Raw genomic sequence first — 20,196 nt, 5'->3', positions numbered from 1 at the left:
AACTTTGAGGAAAAATAAACACTATGACAACAAGAAGAGATTTTATCAAAAAAACAGTTGCAGGCACGGCCGCCCTTTCCTTGGGAAGCATTATTCCCGGCTTCGGTTCAAATAGTTATCAGGAAATCCTGGGTGCGAACGAAAAAATACGAATCGGAGTCATTGGTGTAAACTCCAGAGGTAATGCCTTGGCACAAGGATTTGCCAAGATGAAAGGTTGTGAAGTTACTTACCTTTGTGATGTTGATTCAAGAGCACTTGAAAGATGTCAGGCAGATATTCATAAAATAAGCGGACGCACTCCCAAAGGAGAAAAAGATATCCGCAAAATGCTGGAATCGGACGATTTTGAGGCGGTAGTCATTGCCACGCCTGACCACTGGCATGGCAAAGCAGCCATTATGGCTATGCAAGCAGGAAAGCATGTTTATCTGGAAAAACCGACCAGCCACAATCCGGCAGAGAATGAAATGTTAGTCAGGGCGACGCTTAAATATAACCGGATTGTCCAAGTCGGCAACCAGCGCCGTTCGTGGCCGAACGTTATCAAAGCAATAGAAGAGATTAAGTCTGGGGCAATCGGGAAAGTAAGATATGCCAAGTCCTGGTATGTCAACAACCGTCCTTCCATCGGCACAGGAAAAGTGGTTCCTGTACCCGACTATCTGGACTGGGATTTATGGCAAGGTCCTGCACCACGGGTGCCCAATTTTAAAGATAATTATATTCATTATAACTGGCACTGGTTCTGGAACTGGGGTACCGGTGAAGCATTGAATAACGGAACTCATTTCGTTGATATCCTCCGTTGGGGGCTGGGCGTTGATTATCCGACAAAGGTAGATTCTGTCGGAGGACGTTATCGCTTTCAGGACGACTGGCAAACTCCGGATACACAACTCATTACTTTTCAGTTCGGCGACGAAGCATCCTGCTCTTGGGAAGGACGTAGTTGCAACAGCACACCGGTAGACGGATACGGAGTAGGTACCGCTTTCTACGGAGAAACAGGCACCCTTTTCATCAGTGGAGGCAATGAGTACAAAATAACAGACTTACAAGGGAAAGTAATCAAAGATGTAAAAAGTAACTTGAAGTTTGAAACTGGTAATTTGCTAAATCCATCGGAAAAGCTGGATGCTTATCACTTCGAAAACTGGTTTGACGCCATCCGCAAAGGTGGTAAGCTGAATTCCGGCATTGTAGATGCCTGCATCAGTACTCAGTTAGTACAGTTAGGCAATATCGCGCAGCGTGTAGGTCATTCTTTAGATATTGATCCGGGAAGCGGACGTATTCTGAATGATCTGGAAGCTAACAAGCTCTGGGGCAGAGAATACGAAAAAGGTTGGGAAATACGGGTATAACCCCGCCCTTCTCTTCCTCGTTTTTTCATTAGGTTATAGTTTTGTTGGAGGGTATGTCAAAAGTAACTAAACTCCCCTCCTTCGGGAAGGAAGGGTGGCTGAAAGCCGGGGTGGTAGGTGTACTGTACAATTGAATATCAATAGTTTATGTATTCACCTACCACCTCCCCCTACGGGGACTCCTCCTTCCTGAAGGAGGAGAATTTTGTTACTATTGACTCTGACACACGCTCCTTCTTTGTATCATAAAGCGAACAGAGTTTATGTTATCATATTTCACCATATAAGCGCATCCGTGGCAGAGATACTGCAACACCCCGACCAAGCTCCCATGAAAAACTTCAACCTTTTATTTATAAACCAGACAAACGTTTCTAATAAATTCCTGCATCGTTTATTATAAACGTCCCCCCAGTTATTATAAACTCAAATTCCCCTTTTCAAAGATTAATCTTTAATTTTATGCAACAAAAAAGGCTGCAAACCCGCTAAGAGTTCGCAGCCCATCAATGATAAATGAGTCTCACAGAGTCTGTTTTCTCAGACTTCCGTTCTTTATATTGTCAGTATATCATACCAAATTAAAGGCATATACTTCCTATCAGATGCAGCAAAAAACAATTCTTTTTTCATTGGTTCAGGTTTTAATTAAAGCTGGATAGCCGACTACAAATATACAACATAAAAAGGGCTTTGTCAAGTCTTCGGGAAGTTTACACAAGAAAACAAAGGATTACTGAAGCTGTCAGCATCATAAAAAACGTGAGTTCTTTTCGTCCTCATATTGAATTTATTTCGTATTTTTGCGTGCACATCCTCCTTTTTTTGATGGATAGAAGAAAATTTGTTGTTAAAGCAAAGCGAAGATTGATATATGAGTGACGAAATCAACGAGATAACGGAAGGACATTCAGACTACAAACCGGCGGACGCGCGGGACGAAAACGTAAAGCATCAGTTAACAGGCATGTACCAGAATTGGTTTCTGGACTATGCTTCTTATGTGATTCTGGAACGTGCCGTTCCCCATATCAATGACGGTTTGAAGCCTGTACAACGACGTATTCTACATTCCATGAAGCGTCTGGACGACGGGCGGTATAACAAAGTGGCAAATATTGTGGGACACACCATGCAGTTCCATCCGCACGGTGATGCTTCTATCGGCGATGCACTGGTACAGCTGGGGCAGAAAGACCTGCTGATAGACTGTCAGGGTAACTGGGGTAATATACTCACCGGTGACGGTGCGGCAGCTCCCCGTTATATCGAGGCACGCCTTTCCAAGTTTGCGCTGGACATCGTATTCAATCCAAAGACGACCGAATGGAAGCTGTCTTACGACGGCAGAAACAAGGAACCGGTCACCCTCCCCGTGAAGTTCCCGCTATTGCTGGCACAGGGAGTGGAAGGTATCGCCGTCGGACTTTCATCCAAGATATTACCTCACAACTTCAATGAACTTTGCGACGCCTCCATCAGCTATCTGCATGGAGAATCGTTCCAGCTATATCCCGACTTCCAGACAGGCGGTTCCATCGACGTAGCCAAATACAATGACGGAGAACGCGGCGGAGCGGTAAAAGTACGCGCCAAGATCAACAAGCTGGACAACAAGACACTCGCCATCACGGAGATTCCGTATGGCAAGACCACCTCTACCGTCATCGACTCCATCCTGAAAGCTGTTGACAAAGGAAAAATCAAGATACGCAAAGTAGACGATAATACAGCCGCCAACGTAGAGATACTGGTACACCTGGCACCCGGAACTTCATCGGACAAAACGATCGACGCACTGTACGCCTTTACCGACTGCGAGGTAAGCATCTCACCCAACTGCTGTGTGATTGATGACAGCAAGCCTCACTTCCTCACCGTCAGCAAGGTACTGAAAAAGTCGGCAGACAACACACTGGGACTGCTGAAACAGGAACTGGAAATCAAGAAAGGGGAAATACTGGAATCACTCCATTTCGCTTCCCTCGAAAAAATATTTATCGAAGAACGAATCTATAAGGACAAAGAGTTCGAGCAATCCAAAGACATGGACGCCGCCTGCGCACATATCGACGACCGCCTGACTCCTTTCTACCCGAGCTTTATCCGTGAAGTGACCAAAGAGGATATTCTCAAACTGATGGAAATCAAGATGGGGCGCATCCTGAAGTTCAACACCGACAAAGCCGATGAACTGATCGCCCGTATGAAAGAAGAGATCGCCGAAATCGACGATCACCTCGCTCACATCGTGGACTATACCGTAAACTGGTATCAGATGCTGAAAAGCAAATACGGAAAGAACTTCCCGCGCCGCACCGAACTGCGCAACTTCGACACCATCGAAGCCGCCAAAGTGGTAGAGGCCAACGAGAAACTCTACATCAACCGTGATGAAGGATTTATCGGAACAGCACTGAAGAAGGATGAATTCGTAGCCAACTGTTCGGATATCGATGACGTGATCGTCTTCTTCCGGGATGGTAAATATATCGTCACTCCGGTAGCCGACAAGAAGTTTGTGGGCAAAAACATTCTTTACGTCAATGTATTCAAGAAGAATGACAAACGCACCATCTACAATATCACTTACCGGGACGGCAAAGAAGGAACGACGTATATCAAACGTTTTGCCGTGACAGGTGTGGTCCGCGACCGTGAATACGATGTCACGCAAGGAACGCCGGACTCACGCATCACTTATTTCAGCGCCAACCCGAACGGAGAAGCCGAAATCATCAAAGTGACATTAAAGCCGAACCCGCGTGTAAGACGCATCATCTTCGAACGTGATTTCAGTGAAATCAGCATCAAGGGACGTCAGGCACAGGGAGTGATCCTCACCCGACTGCCGGTGCATAAGATTACCCTGAAACAGAAAGGAGGCTCTACCCTCGGAGGACGAAAAGTCTGGTTCGACCGCGATATCCTGCGCCTCAACTACGACGGACGGGGTGAATATCTGGGAGAATTCCAAAGCGACGACACCATTCTGGTAGTGCTCAACAATGGCGAGTTCTACACCACTAATTTCGATTTGAGCAACCACTACGAAGATAATGTCAGCATCGTCGAGAAGTTCGACCCGAACAAGATATGGACTGCCGCGCTTTATGATGCCGACCAGCAGAACTATCCGTATCTGAAACGTTTCTGTTTTGAAGGTTCCAACCGCAAGCAGAACTATCTGGGAGACAACAAGAATACCCGTCTGATCCTGCTGACTGATGAGTACTATCCTCGTCTGGAAGTCATATTCGGCGGACACGATAGTTTCCGTGAAGCGATGGTAATTGACGCGGAAGAATTTATTGCAGTCAAAGGCTTCAAGGCAAAAGGAAAGCGTATCACTACTTATACGGTGGATACCATCAACGAACTTGAACCGACCCGTTTCCCGGAACCGACTAACGAACAACCGGAACAACCGGAAGAAGAACCGGAAAATCTGGACCCGGACAGCGATAAGAGCGAAGGGGACATCATCGATGAGATTACGGGACAGATGAAGCTGTTTTAGCTAATGTATACATGCGGTAAAAAATACCCAATGTGCCAATGAAGAAAAACTTATTATACTTAGGGCTGACAGGATACCTCCTGTTCGCCCTCTGCACAAGATTACAGGCGCAGACCGACAGTCTGCAAGCACATCGCTACGTAACACGTGCCACCATGTACGGAGTCGGATTTACCAATGTGTTCGACACCTATCTTTCGCCTCAGGAATATAAAGGAATAGATTTCCGTATTTCCCGCGAGACGATCCGGATGACAAAGTTGTTCGACGGGAATGTTTCTGTGCAGAACTTCTTTCAGGCAGACGTCGGCTATACACACAACCGCGCAGACAACAACAATACCTTCTCCGGACTCGTCAACTGGAACTATGGCCTCCATTACCAGTTCCGCCTCACCGAGAACTTCAAGTTACTGGCAGGAGGACTGTTTGACGTCAACGGAGGATTTGTCTACAATCTCCGCAATTCGAACAATCCGGCTTCTGCCCGGGCATACGTCAATCTGGACGCTTCGGGAATGGCTATCTGGCATTTGAAAATCAAGCGCTATCCGATGGTACTCCGCTATCAAGTCAACGTGCCGATGATCGGACTTATGTTCTCACCGCACTACGGACAGTCTTATTACGAAATCTTCTCACTGGGCAACTCCAGCGGAGTTATCCAATTTACCTCTCTCCACAATCAACCGTCTCTCCGTCAGATGCTTTCTGTCGATCTGCCGATAGGATATACCAAGATGCGTTTCAGTTATCTGGCAGACTTGCAACAATCCAATGTTAACGGAATCAAGACACATACCTACTCTCATGTATTTATGGTAGGATTTGTGAAAGACCTGTATCGGGTTTCCAACAAAAAAGGAGCGAATCTGCCTCCGTCGGTGAGGGCGTACTAGGAGAAGTGGAGAGTGGAGAATTTATGGACAAGAACTGAAAGATTAAGAATGAGAAATAGAATTATACAACTACTTTTACTGCTCTGCTGCCTCCCGATACAGACGGGGTGCATCGGAGAAGATGATTACGCTGATGATCCCGTAGGAAACTTCGAGCAACTATGGAAGATCATTGACGAACGGTATTGCTTTCTGGACTCGAAAGGTATTGACTGGGATGCGGTTCATGAGAAATACAGCAAACTGATTGTACCGGGTATGTCCAATGACGACCTTTTCGATAAACTCAGCGAGATGCTCTATATCCTGAAAGACGGTCATGTCAATCTTTCATCTGCCAAGCGTGTCTCTTATTACGACGCATGGTATCAGGGGTATCCGTGGAATTATCGGGAGGATATTCTTTACCAGTATTACCTGGGCAGTGCCAGCAAGGACTACTATACATCGGCGGGGATGAAGTACAAAATATTCGACAATAATATCGGATATATCCGCTACGAAAGTTTCAGTTCCGGGGTCGGCGATGGCAATCTGGATGAAATCCTTGTCTATCTGGCAACCTGCAACGGACTGATTATCGATGTACGCGACAACGGAGGAGGTAATCTGACTAATTCTTCCCGCATTGCCGCCCGATTTACCAATAGTAAAATCCTGACCGGATTCATACAGCATAAAACGGGAACAGGACATAGTGACTTTTCCCAACCGGAACCGATCTACCTGGAACCTTCCAACAGCATCCGCTGGCAGAAGAAAGTCGTTATACTGACCAACCGCCGTTGCTACAGTGCAACCAATGATTTCGTCAATCTGATGCGCAGCATAGACAATGGCAAGATCATCCAGGTCGGTGACCAGACAGGTGGCGGTTCGGGACTTCCTTTCACATCGGAACTGCCGAACGGATGGAGCATCCGCTTCTCCGCCAGTCCTCATTTCGACAAAAATATGCAGCCGCTGGAAGAAGGTATTTTGCCTGATATAGCTATCGATATGACTGAGGATGACCAATCTAAACATAGGGACACACTGATTGAAAAGGCTTTTGAAATCTTAAGTGAGTAACTTTGTTGCCTAATTATTTGTCAAATCAGAAAATCTTCCTATCTTTGCACCGCTAAACAAAAAGCGACGCATGCGGATGTGGCGTAATTGGTAGCCGCGCCAGACTTAGGATCTGGTGCCGTGAGGCGTGTAGGTTCGAGTCCTATCATCCGCACACATTTATATAAACTAGAAAGCCTTCAAGAAATATCTTGGGGGCTTTTTAATTGATTACATATATGAAGAAACATCAACTTTGCTGCATCGGCCATATCACTTTGGATAAGGTAGTCACTCCTCAAAGCACAGTCTATATGCCTGGAGGCACAGCTTTCTATTGTTCACACGCTATCCGCCATTTCAATGACATAGATTATGCATTAGTGACAGCAGTCGGCGCTACGGAAATGAAAGTAGTAGACCAGCTGCGCGGGATAGGCATCAGCGTAACCGCATTACCCAGCCAGCACTCTGTATACTTCGAGAACATCTATGGAGAAAATCCGGATGACCGTACACAACGTGTGTTGGCTAAAGCCGATCCTTTCACCGCTTCCCAGCTTCAGGAGATAGAGGCGGAAATTTATCATCTTGGTTCGCTGTTAGCAGATGATTTTTCTTTAGAAGTGATTAAGGAGTTATCCCGGAAAGGATTGATAGCTGTCGATTCGCAAGGATACCTGCGTGAAGTACGTGATACGCACGTATACCCGGTAGACTGGACTGACAAGCGGGAAGCTCTGCAATATATTCATTTCCTTAAAGTAAATGAGCACGAAATGGAAGTGCTCACAGGACTTTCCGATCCGCATGAGGCCGCACGTAAACTGCACGAATGGGGAGTGAAAGAAGTATTAGTCACTTTAGGAAGTATGGGGTCTCTCATTTACGACGGTACGGATTTTTATCGCATTCCGGCTTATAAACCCGGACAAGTAGTAGATGCAACCGGCTGTGGAGATACTTATACTATCGGATATTTGTATCAACGGGTATCGGGTGCGAGCATCGAAGAAGCAGGTCGGTTTGCTGCCGCCATGTCTACGCTGAAGATCGAGAAATCCGGTCCTTTCTGTGGAAATAAGGAAGATGTTATTCGATGTATGGAGACTGCGGAGCAGATGTACTAAAAGAGAGCCATACAGGCGTTAATATCAATAAGCAGAGCGCTGTTTTATCTTGAAAAAGGATGAAACAGCGCTCTGTTTATTAACTACTTTTTTCTCCTGTTCTTAATAAGTTGCCCTAGAAAAACACCACTCATTGTGAAAATCATTGCAATGGAAGCCGAGAACCAACGACTACTTTCCGTACATAAAAGAATGGTAAAGAGTCCCAATAATAGAACAAAGAATAATGCCAATTTAATATTACCTTTCATGTATCTTCGAACGTTTAAATTTAACAATCAGGAAATAGACACTTTGAAAGAAGACGCCAATAAATATCATTTTCAGACCATCAACATCAAACATACGTTCACACAGAACTCCGACAATCTTTAAAGCACAAAGTACTGCAATGATTAATGTGAAAGCATATTGTAAGGCAGCATTTCTTATCTTTAAATATTCAGCACTTGTTTCTTTACAGCACCAAGGAAAAAGATACACCAAATTAAAGCCAACAAAAATAGATACCAAAGTATCATATTCAAAGGGTACTACGAATATCTCATATATTCCCCAAAGAATAAGCAGTATAATAATCATCACATCTGGCCTATTTTTTTTCATGAATTTCATTGTTCTATTTTTATTTATTATTCAGACTGTTCGTATACCTTTCAGCTAAACCAAGCTTTACCTCAAAAGTAATAAATATCTTTCAAGGTTCACTCTATCCAGCTAATCTTTTGACCTAAGATGTTCAATAGCAGAAAACTAGTCCTAACTGAAAATCAAGACGTCTCATATAGAGTCTATCCAATTTGTTTGGACGTAGTGTTTCCTTTTTCTCATCGGCTGTCATTTCAATCTTCTTAAAGTCTCCACTTAAAACAGAAAAGCCTCCGTTTACCGCAAGGTGGTCTGTCAATTTATATTCTACCAGAAAGTCCATATTCCCGGCCAATGCACCGGAAGTACATTTAAATTCACTATTACTTCGACCTTCATCCCGATAATGTAGATATCCGGCTCCCAATACGCAACTAATTAAAGTTCTTTCGGTTATTGGAATTTTGAATCCAAGTTGCGGTCCTAAATACCAAAGTTCTACATTGTCAGCTACATTCGTTTCATCATCAAGTGTATAATTGGCAGAAGTACCGGAGAGATTAAACTTTAATCCGGCAACCCAAAATTTATCAATTCGATAGAGTGTCTTCACATTACACGTCAAGCCTCCATTATATTCCCCACGATAATTAACACCAAAAGGTGACAAGTTTGACTTACCGAACAATACACCTTTTCCACCATCTACCGAAATAAACAGTTTATCTCCGGAAAAACTCTGTGCAAATCCTACTGTAACAGAAAACACAAATAGGAAAAATAAAATAAGTTTTCTCATAATACTATATTTGAAAAGTCGTATGAATTGAAATATTCTAATTATCAATTCATACGACTAATTATTTTATGTTTTTTCTCTAGTGATATAGATATACAATATAGAACCTAAAGCTAGAACTAGATTCATCAGTAAAATATATGTCACTTTATTGGGGTTATTATCAAAAAAGAAATAAATGCATAATGAAATTATGATAGATAATAAAAACAGTCCTGATAGAACCCATAATTTGTCAGTACTAGCATGAAATCGTTTTCTTTTCTTAATAAGTTGTCCTATGCAAACTCCCGTTGATGTACAAATCATTGCAATAGAAGCAGAAAACCAAATACTATTTTCTGTACATAAAAGAATGGAGAACAGACCTAATATTAAAATATAAAACAATGCTAATTTGATATTATTTCTCATTTACTGTACATATTAAATAATTATCAACGCAGGGGCAATAGTTTACCTATTGTGTCTCTCGCTATACTATCATCATCTCTTTCCATCGGCTTAAATTCTATTGTATCTATTTGTATTTCCGTTGGAGGGCGAGAGACTACACGGGAGCTACATAGCCAAGTTTGTAACACACACCAACCAACCGCCACAACAAATCCCGCACCAGCCGTAACCATTCCAAAAGCGGTTGACCATAAAGCACCAGCCAAGCCAAGAGATACATTGCACCCCCAATTTCCACCACGGGCTGTCAGATCATCAAGTCCATCATATATTTCAAGAACATTACATGTATTATTTCTTTTATTAACCATTGCTTTAAAAATAGGAATATTGTTACTATCATAACATGTGAACATAGTTTCTTCAAGTGCATCTTCAGCATTTTGTGCACATTCAATTATAAGACAGTTTTCAATAACACCATTCTCTTTATAAAATGCCATTATATTATTAGCATCCATTTTACTTCGTACAACTATCATTTCCTCCCCGAAGGTTTGGATTTGTGGACGCAAAATTTCTTGCATACCTAAATCGTAATTCATTTCAGCATTATTAAAAGTAGTTCTTGTTTTTACCGAATTATTCAAGTAATCCAGTAGTTGTTGTTTCAATTCTAAACTACTCACTTTTTCAAAAGTCTTATTCTCAATAACATTCTGTTCTTCTGAAAGAGTATTTTGCTCATCCGAACATGATAAGCAGCAAATACAACATAATAAAAACATAAAAAAAATTGCTTTCATAACCGATTGAATTTAAAGGTTGATAAATACGTTACAACAATAATAAATAACAGATCCCAAAGGAAATTACCTCCTTCCTCTAACTTAAAATTTTACAATTAGAAATATCGACTATACAGAAAAGGAACACAAAAAGTTACTTCTTGTCACTAAGACTAAAAGTACATTTATCCATTACCTTATTCAGTTCAGTTTCACTGTACAGTAAATGTACCTTCCAACAAACAATCATTCAAAATTATATGAATAGTATATTCTCCTTTTTCACAAGAAGACATATCAATCATGACAATGCTAGTGTTGTGATAAGTTTTGGAATGTACAATTTCACCTGTAGCTTTATTCGTTACAGTAATGATAGCATAATCTTTTGCTCTACCGAAGCTTACATTAAGAATATTAGAGAGAATAGCACATTTCTCATAAGTAGGTTGAATAGGTATTCCCATAGGATTAGAGCGGCTATCTTTTAGTAAATGAATATCATTTGAATTTGCCCATCCTTCAATCGCAAATAAGCAACAAAGTAATAATAATAGTTTTGCTTTCATAATACTTATTTTTATTGGTTATGATACAAATGTAAGGGATAAGATTTAAATAAATTCAGATGCCTGGTCACAATAAAGTTACAAGATAACTATGGATCTCGACTGCAAGTTACAGAAAAGTTACAGGAATGTCACAATCCAACATAAACACCTATGAGACAAGATATTGGCGTATAGTCATCCATTCAAAGAATTCTTCTCCTAACTTAATCTTCATGCGACTTTTCCGACTTTTAAATGCTCCTTCAGAAGCACGTGTACATAATAAGATTGTTTCTTTGGAGCAACCCAATAAGAAAAATACGCAATGGAGCAAGTCTTCTTTAGTTAAATCAGCATATTGAATTTTCAATTTAAGCATAATGTCGCCAAAAGTTTCATAAATGCTTTCACAAATCATCTGTCCTTCATGAATACTCAAAGAGGTAGCAACGCCCATCTTTTTCTCCAAAGAAAGAAGTTTCTCATGGGTTTCTGTCCTTCGAAACAACTGAAGACAAAGTTCTAAACTCGGCTCCAACATCCTCATAAAATCAGATTCAGCATTACCCTGATCCTCAAAGTCCCCAGATAGAATATCTGTACGACTCTTCATTAATTGATTTTGTAACTCAAGATACTTCTTTTTTCGACGTTTATCAATCCAAAGAGAAATCGCTCCTCCAATAATAAATAACAGCAAAAGTGATAAGACCTCAATTTTATATCTTCCCGCAATTTTTTGCTGATAAAATTCGATTTCATATTGATCAGCCAAACGAGTTATCTCAGCTGCCTTTGTTGTATCATAAATTGAATCTAGATAATAAATAAAAGAATCAGCTGCCGCTATAGCTGCTGGATAATTTTTCTCTTCTTTCTCCAATTTATATAATTCTCCATAACTTCCTCCACGGTTAAATATATAAGGAGAAGATTTACTCAAATTCAAATAATACCGTGCAGAGTCCATTTGATGGATATTACGTAAGATACAACCTTTTCGAAGATATTCAGAAAATAAATTAGTACCAGTTGGTGCAGAAGATATAGATGCAGAAAGATATTGGTTAGCCTTTTGAAATTCCCCTTTTTCATTATGCAAAATTCCCAATTCACTCAATATTATAGATTTATAATAATCTTCCCCTATATTCTCTGCAACATCCAATGCTTTTTGATAATAGACCAAAGCACTATCCAATTGATGTTGAAGCATAAAAACATACCCTATCCCTCTAACAGCATAAAATAGACCATCATCTTTCTTTTGCTTAATATAAATTTCATGCGCTTTATGATGGGCGTGCATAGCATCCTTATAAAGATTTTGTTCCGCATAACATCCCGCCAGATTCTCATAAATGGCCCCCAAATAAAGATACTCGCTCTCTTTAGGAATTACCTTTAATGCTTGCAAGAAATCTTTTACCGCCAAATCCATACACCGCATGTCTCGATACACACAACCCCGATAATAATAGGCTTGCATCTTACGCTCATTATTCCAACTTCTTTTATAATAATCTACTGCAAACCGAATCAATGAATCACTTGACTCATGAACATACAACTTAGTCCTTGCCCGTGTCAAAAATATAGCATAATCAGCTCTTTCAGAGCCGGATAACTTTTCAGGATGAGAAATGGATTCGAGGAGAGACAGGGCACTATCGGGGAACTCTTGCATCAGTGAGTCTGCCTGATGTAAAAGAGTAGTTGCATTACCTCCATCATGACAAGCAGAGAGAGACAAAATCAGGAACAACCCTATAATATAAGAAAGAAGTAGCTTCATAGTTCGTTTCGTTTTACAAATGTAAATAGAATAAAACAAACAAGCAACAAAAAGACAAATAATTTTTTCACACATCATAATTACAATGTTAAAATTGCCCTTTCTCTCTCTTTCCCTAATCTTTTTTGCCTTTCATTTGTTCACTTTGTTACTTTCGCCGGAAGACGGCAGAATAAACTTCAACCTAAATAGTAACGAATGGAAAAATTTAATGCAATGAGGACTAGACTTTTACAAGATCTTCAGAAGAAAACCATCAGGTTTAAGAGCATAGTGGCGCTCACTTGCTTGTTGCTGACCTCCGTATCCGCCTTTGCACAAACAAAGACAGTGACCGGTACGGTAACAGATGCCGCCAATGAACCGCTGATCGGTGCATCGGTGCTCGTACAAGGAACTTCCACCGGAACCATCACCGATATGGACGGTAAGTATTCAATCTCTGTCACCCCAGAAGACGTACTGGTATTCTCCTATGTAGGAATGACTACACAGAGTGTCAAGGTAGGAGCACAGAATGTGATCAACGTCACCCTGAAAGAAGATTCGCAGGTACTAGCCGAGACAGTCGTTATCGGATACGGTAGCGCGAAGAAAAGAGACTTGACAGGTTCTATTACCAACGTCAAAGGAGAAGAAATTGCCAACAAACCTGCAACGAACCCATTATCTTCCTTACAAGGAAAAGTGGCAGGTGTACAAATCGTAAACTCCGGACGTGCCGGTGCCGACCCCGAAATCCGTATCCGTGGTACAAACTCCATCAATGGCTACAAACCGTTGTACGTGGTAGACGGACTATTCAATGACAATATCAACTTCCTTAATCCGGAGGACATCGAATCTATGGAGATCCTGAAAGACCCGTCATCACTGGCTATCTTCGGTGTTCGCGGTGCGAATGGTGTCATCATCATCACCACCAAGAAAGCCAAAGAAGGACAGACACTGGTTAACATTAATACCTCTTTCGGTTTCAAGAAAGTAGTAGATAAGGTTGATTTGGTCAACGGTCCGCAATTTCAGGAGCTATACAGCGAACAGCTTGCCAATCAGAAGGACACTCCGTTCGACTTCAGCGGCTGGAACGCGAACACCAACTGGCAGGATGAGATTTTCCAGACTGCATTCATCACCAACAATAATATCAGTATTACCGGAGCTTCGCCGAAACACAGTTTCTATCTGGGCGTAGGTTACTCTCACGAACAGGGAAACATCAAGCATGAGAAGTTCAGTAAAGTGACCATCAATGCAAGTAATGACTATAAGATCACGGACTTTCTGAAAGTCGGTTTCCAGTTCAACGGAGCACGCACGCTTCCGGCAGACTCCAAACAGGTGCTCGGCGCTCTTCGTGCTGCCCCTATCGCACCGGTATATAATAAGGAATATGGCTTATACAGTGTTCTGCCCGAATTTCAGAAAGCACAGATCAACAATCCGATGGTAGACGTCGATCTGAAAGCCAATACGACCAAAGCCGAAAACTACCGGGCATCGGGTAATATCTATGGCGAAGTGGACTTCCTGAAACATTTCAACTTCAAAGCGATGTTCTCCATGGACTATGCTTCCAACAACGGACGGACATATCTGCCTGTCATGAAGGTGTATGACGATACTGCCGCAGGAGATGTAGTTACATTGGGAACCGGCAAGACAGAAGTCAGCCAGTTCAAGGAAAATGAAACGAAAGTGCAGAGTGACTATCTATTGACTTACACCAATAGTTTTGATCACGGCAATCATAACCTGACCGCTACAGTCGGTTTCACGACGTATTACAATTCACTGAGCCGACTGGACGGAGCACGCAAGCAAGGTGTCGGTCTGGTGATTCCTGACGATCCGGACAAATGGTTTGTCAGCATCGGTGATGCAGCAACAGCTACCAACGGAAGTACCCAATGGGAACGGACTACGGTATCCATGCTGGCACGTGTGATCTACAACTACAAAGGAAAATACCTGTTCAACGGTTCGTTCCGTCGCGATGGTTCTTCCGCCTTCTCATACACCGGCAATGAGTGGCAGAACTTCTTCTCACTAGGCGGCGGTTGGTTGATGACCGAAGAAGAGTTCATGAAGGATATCAAATGGCTCGATATGTTGAAAATCAAAGCATCTTACGGTACATTAGGCAATCAGAATCTGGACAGGGCCTATCCCGCCGAACCGCTGTTGTCAAATGCTTACTCGGCTGTTTTCGGCAAGCCGTCCATTATCTATCCCGGTTACCAGCTCTCCTATCTGCCCAATCCCAATCTGCGTTGGGAAAAAGTAGAAGCTTGGGAAGCAGGTTTCGAAACGAACGTGCTGCGCAACCGTCTGCACTTCGAAGGAGTATATTATAAGAAGAGGACCAAAGACTTGCTTGCCGAAGTGCCCGGTATCTCCGGAACAGTACCCGGCATCGGCAACTTGGGAGAAATCGAAAACATGGGTGTTGAAATGGCAGCCAGCTGGCGTGACCAGATCGGTGACTGGGGATACTCTGTCAGCGCCAACCTGACCACCATCAAGAATAAGGTGAAGAGCCTCGTTCAGGACGGATACTCCATCATCGCCGGAGACAAACAGCAGAGTTACACGATGGCGGGCTATCCTATCGGTTTCTTCTACGGTTACAAGGTGGCAGGCGTATACCAGTCGCAAGCCGACATCGATGCATCACCCGAAAATACCCTTGCCACAGTCACTCCCGGTGATCTGAAATTCGCCGACGTGAACAGAGACGGTAAGATTACCCCGGAAGACCGTACAATGATAGGTAACCCGACACCGGATTTCACCTATGGTCTTTCTCTCGGAGTAAACTACAAGAACTGGTCATTGGGCATCGATATGATGGGACAGCACGGTAACGAAATTTTCCGTACCTGGGACAATTATAACTTTGCACAGTTCAACTATCTGTCACAGCGCATGGACCGCTGGCACGGAGAAGGTACCTCCAACAGCCAGCCGTTGCTGAACTCCAAACATTCTATCAACAACCTGAATTCGGAGTATTACATCGAAGACGGCAGCTTCTTCCGTATCCGTAACGTGCAACTTGCTTACTCGTTCGACAAGGCCCTCCTTGCCAAAATACGCTTGCAGGCACTGAAAGTCTATGTCAACATACAGAACCTGAAGACATGGAAGCACAACACCGGCTACACACCGGAACTGGGAGGTAGCGCCACCACCTTCGGAGTAGACGACGGCAGCTACCCCGTACCTGCTGTCTACACTTTCGGCATCAACCTGACCTTCTAGTGGCGTGGCAAGGTACCACACCCAAGTTTCCATGCGGGTGGCAAGGTGCCACAGCCAGGTTTCCATGCGGAATATAACTTTAATGAATCAAATCTATAATTGTATGAAACTAAATAAATATCTTTTTTCCACCTTTATTGCCGCTTCCGCTCTGCTGATAAGCAGTTGCAGCGACTTTCTGGACCGGAGTCCGCAGGGACAATTCACCGAAGACGATAATCCCAATGCGCTGGTCAACGGTAAAATCTACAATGTCTATACCATGATGCGAAGTTTCGACATCACCGCCGGTACTCCCGCCATTGCTATCCATTATCTACGCTCCGAAGACTCCGAGAAAGGAAGTATTCCGAGTGACGGATCGGATGTAGCCGAAATGTACGATGACTTCTTATACACCCCGACCAACGGTTTGCTAGGTTCATACTGGGGAAAGAATTACGCCATCATCTACCAGTGTAATGATATCCTCGACGCCATTGCCGAGAAAGAGACTGCCGGACAAACAGAAACCGAAGATATCATCAACAAAGGGGAAGCTTCTTTCTTCCGTGCTTATTGTTACTTCAATCTAGTGAGAGCTTTTGGCGAAGTACCTTTGGTGACTTACAAGATCAACGATGCCTCGGAAGCCAACATCCCGAAGACTACCGCCGATAAAATCTACGAGCAGATCGATACCGACCTGAAAACTGCGGAAGAGTCATTGCCCGAAACATGGAGCACCGAATATACCGGACGCCTGACTTGGGGAGCTGCCCGTTCACTTCATGCCCGCACCTATATGATGCGCAGTGACTGGGACAACATGTACAAAGCCTCTACAGACGTTATCAACAAAGGTTTATATAATCTGAAAACTCCGTATAACGAAATATTCACCGACGACGGAGAGAACAGCGGCGGTTCTATATTCGAACTGCAATGTACCGCCACTGCCGCCCTTCCACAGAGTGACGTTATCGGCAGCCAATTCTGCGAAGTGCAAGGCGTTCGCGGAGCCGGTCAGTGGGACTTAGGCTGGGGATGGCACATGGCAACCCAGTTGATGGCAGACGCCTACGAGACAGGTGACCCGCGTAAAAACGCCACCCTGCTCTACTTCCGCAAAACGGACGATGAGCCGATCACCCCGGAAAACACCAACGAACCTTATGGTGAATCCCCCATCTCTCCGGCTATGGGAGCTTACTTCAACAAAAAAGCTTATACCGACCCCGCACTGCGTAAGGAATACACCAACAAAGGCTTTTGGGTGAATATCCGCCTGATCCGGTATTCGGATGTAGTATTGATGGCTGCCGAAGCTGCCAACGAAAAGAATATCCCCGGAGAAGCGGTGGATTATCTGGAAATGGTACGTGCACGTGCCAGAGGCACCAATACGAATATACTGCCCAAAATAACGACCAACGATCAGGGAGAATTGCGGGAAGCCATCCGCCACGAACGCCGCGTGGAACTCGGGCTGGAGCCCGACCGTTTCTACGATCTTGTACGTTGGGGGATCGCCTCGGAAGTATTGCACGCTGCCGGGAAAGTAAACTACCAGGATAAGAACGCATTATTGCCTTTGCCTCAGTCAGAAATTGACAAGTCCAAAGGAGTACTGGTACAGAATCCGGATTATTAATTAATATTCAAATCAAACTGATAGAACGATATGATAAATAAGAAAATATTTTTTTCACTTCTGCTGCTCGCTGCCGGCTTCCTGAGTGCGGCAGCGCAGAAGTCGCCACAAGACATGGACCGCTTCATCGACGCATTGATGAAAAAGATGACGGTGGAAGAAAAGATAGGTCAGTTGAACCTACCTGTCACCGGAGAAATCACTACGGGACAAGCCAAAAGCAGCGACATCGCCGCCAAAATCAAACGGGGCGAAGTAGGAGGCTTGTTCAATCTGAAAGGAGTAGAAAAAATACGCGATGTGCAGAAACAGGCGGTAGAACAATCCCGTCTGGGCATCCCCTTGCTATTCGGTATGGATGTCATTCACGGATACGAAACCATGTTCCCTATCCCGCTGGGATTATCCTGCACCTGGGATATGACCGCCATAGAAGAATCGGCACGTATCGCAGCCATAGAAGCCAGTGCCGACGGTATCTCATGGACATTCAGTCCGATGGTGGACATCTCACGCGACCCTCGTTGGGGACGTGTTTCCGAAGGCAGCGGTGAAGACCCCTTCCTTGGAGCCATGATCGCCGAAGCGATGGTACTCGGTTATCAGGGAAAGGACATGCAACGGAATGACGAAATCATGGCGTGCGTAAAACACTTTGCACTGTATGGCGCAGGGGAAGGCGGACGTGACTACAACACAGTAGACATGAGCCGCCAGCGGATGTTCAATGAATATATGCTGCCTTACGAAGCTGCTGTTGAAGCCGGTGTAGGTAGTGTAATGGCTTCGTTCAACGAAGTAGACGGTGTGCCCGCTACCGCCAACAAATGGCTGATGACGGACGTACTGCGTGGTCAGTGGGGGTTCAACGGATTTGTGGTAACCGACTATACCGGAATCTCCGAAATGATCGACCACGGTATCGGCGACCTGCAAACGGTTTCCGCACGTGCCATCAATGCCGGAGTAGACATGGATATGGTGAGCGAAGGCTTTGTCAGCACACTCAAGAAATCCATTCAGGAAGGCAAAGTTTCTATGGAAACACTGAATACTGCCTGCCGCCGTATCCTGGAAGCAAAATATAAACTGGGATTGTTTGACAATCCCTACAAGTACTGCGACTTAAAACGTCCGGCACGTGATATCTTTACGAAAGCGCACCGAGACGCTGCCCGCAGAATTGCCGCAGAAAGCTTTGTTCTTTTAAAGAATGACAACGTGACCCTGCGTCCGGGAACTCCTGCCGAACCTCTTCTTCCTTTTAACCCGAAAGGTAACATCGCCGTGATAGGTCCGTTAGCCGACAGCCGGACAAACATGCCGGGTACATGGAGCGTAGCTGCCGTACTCGACCGCTGTCCGTCACTGGTAGAAGGCTTGAAAGAGATGACTGCCGGAAAAGCAAACATCCTATATGCCAAAGGGAGCAATCTGATCAGCGACGCCTCTTACGAAGAACGTGCCACGATGTTCGGACGTTCACTAAACCGTGACAACCGGACAGACGAGCAATTGCTGAACGAAGCATTGACGGTAGCCAATCAGTCGGATATTATCATTGCGGCTCTCGGAGAATCTTCCGAGATGAGCGGAGAAAGCAGCAGCCGTACAGACCTGAACATTCCGGATGTACAGCAAAACCTGCTGAAGGAGTTGCTGAAAACCGGAAAACCTGTCGTACTGGTATTATTCACAGGTCGCCCGCTGACGCTGACTTGGGAACAGGAACACGTACCTGCTATTCTGAACGTATGGTTCGGAGGCAGCGAAGCTGCTTATGCCATCGGTGACGCACTCTTCGGATATGTCAATCCGGGTGGAAAACTGACAATGAGTTTCCCGAAGAATGTCGGTCAGATTCCGCTGTATTATGCACATAAGAATACGGGACGCCCGCTGGCACAAGGCAAGTGGTTCGAAAAGTTCCGCAGCAATTATCTGGATGTGGACAATGAGCCGCTTTACCCGTTCGGATACGGACTGTCTTATACTACCTTCTCTTACGGTGATATCGACCTGAGCCGTTCTACCATCGACATGACGGGAGAACTGACGGCAGCAGTAATGGTCACCAATACTGGCACATGGCCGGGATCGGAAGTAGTACAACTCTATATCCGTGACCTCGTCGGCAGCACTACCCGTCCGGTGAAAGAGCTGAAAGGCTTCCAGAAGATATTCCTTGAACCGGGACAGTCGGAAATTGTACGGTTCAAGATTGCACCGGAAATGCTGAGATATTACAACTACGACCTGCAACTAGTAGCAGAACCGGGTGAATTTGAAGTAATGATCGGAACAAACAGCCGGGACGTGAAATCCGCACGATTCACGCTAAAATAAAAATCGTACAATAGGCATGGATTACACGGATTCACACGGTCTTTAACTGCGAAATCTCTTAAAACCGTGA

The 20,196-nt window shown here is 44.1% G+C and carries 13 protein-coding genes and 1 tRNA gene; 9 read left to right on the top strand and 5 right to left on the bottom strand.

Annotated elements, in window-relative coordinates:
* The first annotated feature begins 23 nt into the window (after positions 1-23).
* The 6 genes from BT_RS18075 (at position 24) to BT_RS18050 (ending at position 7,966) form a co-directional block, all read left to right on the top strand.
* Positions 24-1,367, top strand: coding sequence for a Gfo/Idh/MocA family protein (locus BT_RS18075; protein WP_011108894.1), 1,344 nt, complete (start codon positions 24-26; stop codon positions 1,365-1,367).
* 874 nt (positions 1,368-2,241) lie between these two features.
* Positions 2,242-4,887, top strand: coding sequence for a DNA gyrase/topoisomerase IV subunit A (locus BT_RS18070; protein ID WP_048696320.1), 2,646 nt, complete (start codon positions 2,242-2,244; stop codon positions 4,885-4,887).
* Positions 4,888-4,925: 38 nt separating this feature from the next.
* A complete protein-coding gene (locus BT_RS18065; protein ID WP_008762529.1) occupies positions 4,926-5,786 on the top strand; it encodes a DUF3316 domain-containing protein in 861 nt (286 codons plus the stop codon).
* A gap of 48 nt (positions 5,787-5,834) precedes the next feature.
* On the top strand, positions 5,835-6,857 hold the full coding sequence (locus BT_RS18060) for a S41 family peptidase (protein WP_011108892.1): 1,023 nt from the start codon (positions 5,835-5,837) through the stop codon (positions 6,855-6,857).
* Between the two features lie 72 nt (positions 6,858-6,929).
* Positions 6,930-7,011: transfer RNA gene (locus tag BT_RS18055), tRNA-Leu, on the top strand.
* Positions 7,012-7,075: 64 nt separating this feature from the next.
* Positions 7,076-7,966, top strand: coding sequence for a carbohydrate kinase family protein (locus BT_RS18050; RefSeq protein ID WP_008762527.1), 891 nt, complete (start codon positions 7,076-7,078; stop codon positions 7,964-7,966).
* Between the two features lie 240 nt (positions 7,967-8,206).
* On the opposite strand, the gene BT_RS18045 is transcribed toward BT_RS18050, so the two are convergent.
* The 5 genes from BT_RS18045 to BT_RS18025 all read right to left on the bottom strand — a co-directional run bounded on the left by BT_RS18045 (position 8,207) and on the right by BT_RS18025 (position 12,883).
* Positions 8,207-8,581 carry a hypothetical protein gene (locus BT_RS18045; protein ID WP_008767119.1) on the bottom strand — a complete coding sequence of 125 codons (375 nt, stop codon included), beginning with the start codon at positions 8,579-8,581 and terminating at the stop codon, positions 8,207-8,209.
* 124 nt (positions 8,582-8,705) lie between these two features.
* Positions 8,706-9,353, bottom strand: a complete 648-nt coding sequence (locus BT_RS18040) for a hypothetical protein (protein WP_008767120.1) — start codon at positions 9,351-9,353, stop codon at positions 8,706-8,708.
* A 437-nt stretch (positions 9,354-9,790) separates the two neighbouring features.
* Positions 9,791-10,555, bottom strand: coding sequence for a hypothetical protein (locus BT_RS18035; RefSeq protein ID WP_008762523.1), 765 nt, complete (start codon positions 10,553-10,555; stop codon positions 9,791-9,793).
* A 194-nt stretch (positions 10,556-10,749) separates the two neighbouring features.
* On the bottom strand, positions 10,750-11,106 hold the full coding sequence (locus BT_RS18030; protein ID WP_008762522.1) for a DUF3244 domain-containing protein: 357 nt from the start codon (positions 11,104-11,106) through the stop codon (positions 10,750-10,752).
* Positions 11,107-11,257: 151 nt separating this feature from the next.
* A complete protein-coding gene (locus tag BT_RS18025; protein WP_022472115.1) occupies positions 11,258-12,883 on the bottom strand; it encodes a tetratricopeptide repeat protein in 1,626 nt (541 codons plus the stop codon).
* A gap of 198 nt (positions 12,884-13,081) precedes the next feature.
* Here BT_RS18025 and BT_RS18020 point away from each other — a divergent pair, with 198 nt between their 5' ends.
* The 3 genes from BT_RS18020 to bglX all read left to right on the top strand — a co-directional run bounded on the left by BT_RS18020 (position 13,082) and on the right by bglX (position 20,126).
* Entirely contained in the window at positions 13,082-16,147 is a 3,066-nt protein-coding gene (locus BT_RS18020; protein ID WP_011108890.1) for a SusC/RagA family TonB-linked outer membrane protein, read from the top strand.
* A gap of 103 nt (positions 16,148-16,250) precedes the next feature.
* Positions 16,251-17,780: a RagB/SusD family nutrient uptake outer membrane protein gene (locus tag BT_RS18015; protein WP_011108889.1), complete on the top strand. Its 1,530-nt coding sequence runs from the start codon at positions 16,251-16,253 to the stop codon at positions 17,778-17,780.
* Positions 17,781-17,810: 30 nt separating this feature from the next.
* The gene (gene bglX / locus BT_RS18010) at positions 17,811-20,126 is read left to right on the top strand and encodes a beta-glucosidase BglX (RefSeq protein WP_011108888.1); all 2,316 of its coding nucleotides are present in this window, start codon (positions 17,811-17,813) and stop codon (positions 20,124-20,126) included.
* Positions 20,127-20,196 lie beyond the last annotated feature (70 nt).

This window comes from Bacteroides thetaiotaomicron VPI-5482 (assembly GCF_000011065.1).
GTDB classification, from domain to species: domain Bacteria; phylum Bacteroidota; class Bacteroidia; order Bacteroidales; family Bacteroidaceae; genus Bacteroides; species Bacteroides thetaiotaomicron.
This window is presented reverse-complemented; position numbering and strand designations above follow the sequence as displayed.

What these genes read in the sequence shown, in the direction of transcription:
- BT_RS18060 (WP_011108892.1), top strand. Translation starts at nt 5,835, where the DNA reads ATGAGAAATAGAATTATACAACTACTTTTACTGCTCTGCTGCCTCCCG.
- BT_RS18075 (WP_011108894.1), top strand. Translation starts at nt 24, where the DNA reads ATGACAACAAGAAGAGATTTTATCAAAAAAACAGTTGCAGGCACGGCC.
- BT_RS18015 (WP_011108889.1), top strand. Translation starts at nt 16,251, where the DNA reads ATGAAACTAAATAAATATCTTTTTTCCACCTTTATTGCCGCTTCCGCT.
- BT_RS18045 (WP_008767119.1), bottom strand. Translation starts at nt 8,581, where the DNA reads ATGAAATTCATGAAAAAAAATAGGCCAGATGTGATGATTATTATACTG.
- BT_RS18065 (WP_008762529.1), top strand. Translation starts at nt 4,926, where the DNA reads ATGAAGAAAAACTTATTATACTTAGGGCTGACAGGATACCTCCTGTTC.
- BT_RS18030 (WP_008762522.1), bottom strand. Translation starts at nt 11,106, where the DNA reads ATGAAAGCAAAACTATTATTATTACTTTGTTGCTTATTTGCGATTGAA.
- BT_RS18050 (WP_008762527.1), top strand. Translation starts at nt 7,076, where the DNA reads ATGAAGAAACATCAACTTTGCTGCATCGGCCATATCACTTTGGATAAG.
- BT_RS18035 (WP_008762523.1), bottom strand. Translation starts at nt 10,555, where the DNA reads ATGAAAGCAATTTTTTTTATGTTTTTATTATGTTGTATTTGCTGCTTA.
- BT_RS18040 (WP_008767120.1), bottom strand. Translation starts at nt 9,353, where the DNA reads ATGAGAAAACTTATTTTATTTTTCCTATTTGTGTTTTCTGTTACAGTA.
- BT_RS18020 (WP_011108890.1), top strand. Translation starts at nt 13,082, where the DNA reads ATGGAAAAATTTAATGCAATGAGGACTAGACTTTTACAAGATCTTCAG.
- bglX (WP_011108888.1), top strand. Translation starts at nt 17,811, where the DNA reads ATGATAAATAAGAAAATATTTTTTTCACTTCTGCTGCTCGCTGCCGGC.
- BT_RS18025 (WP_022472115.1), bottom strand. Translation starts at nt 12,883, where the DNA reads ATGAAGCTACTTCTTTCTTATATTATAGGGTTGTTCCTGATTTTGTCT.
- BT_RS18070 (WP_048696320.1), top strand. Translation starts at nt 2,242, where the DNA reads ATGAGTGACGAAATCAACGAGATAACGGAAGGACATTCAGACTACAAA.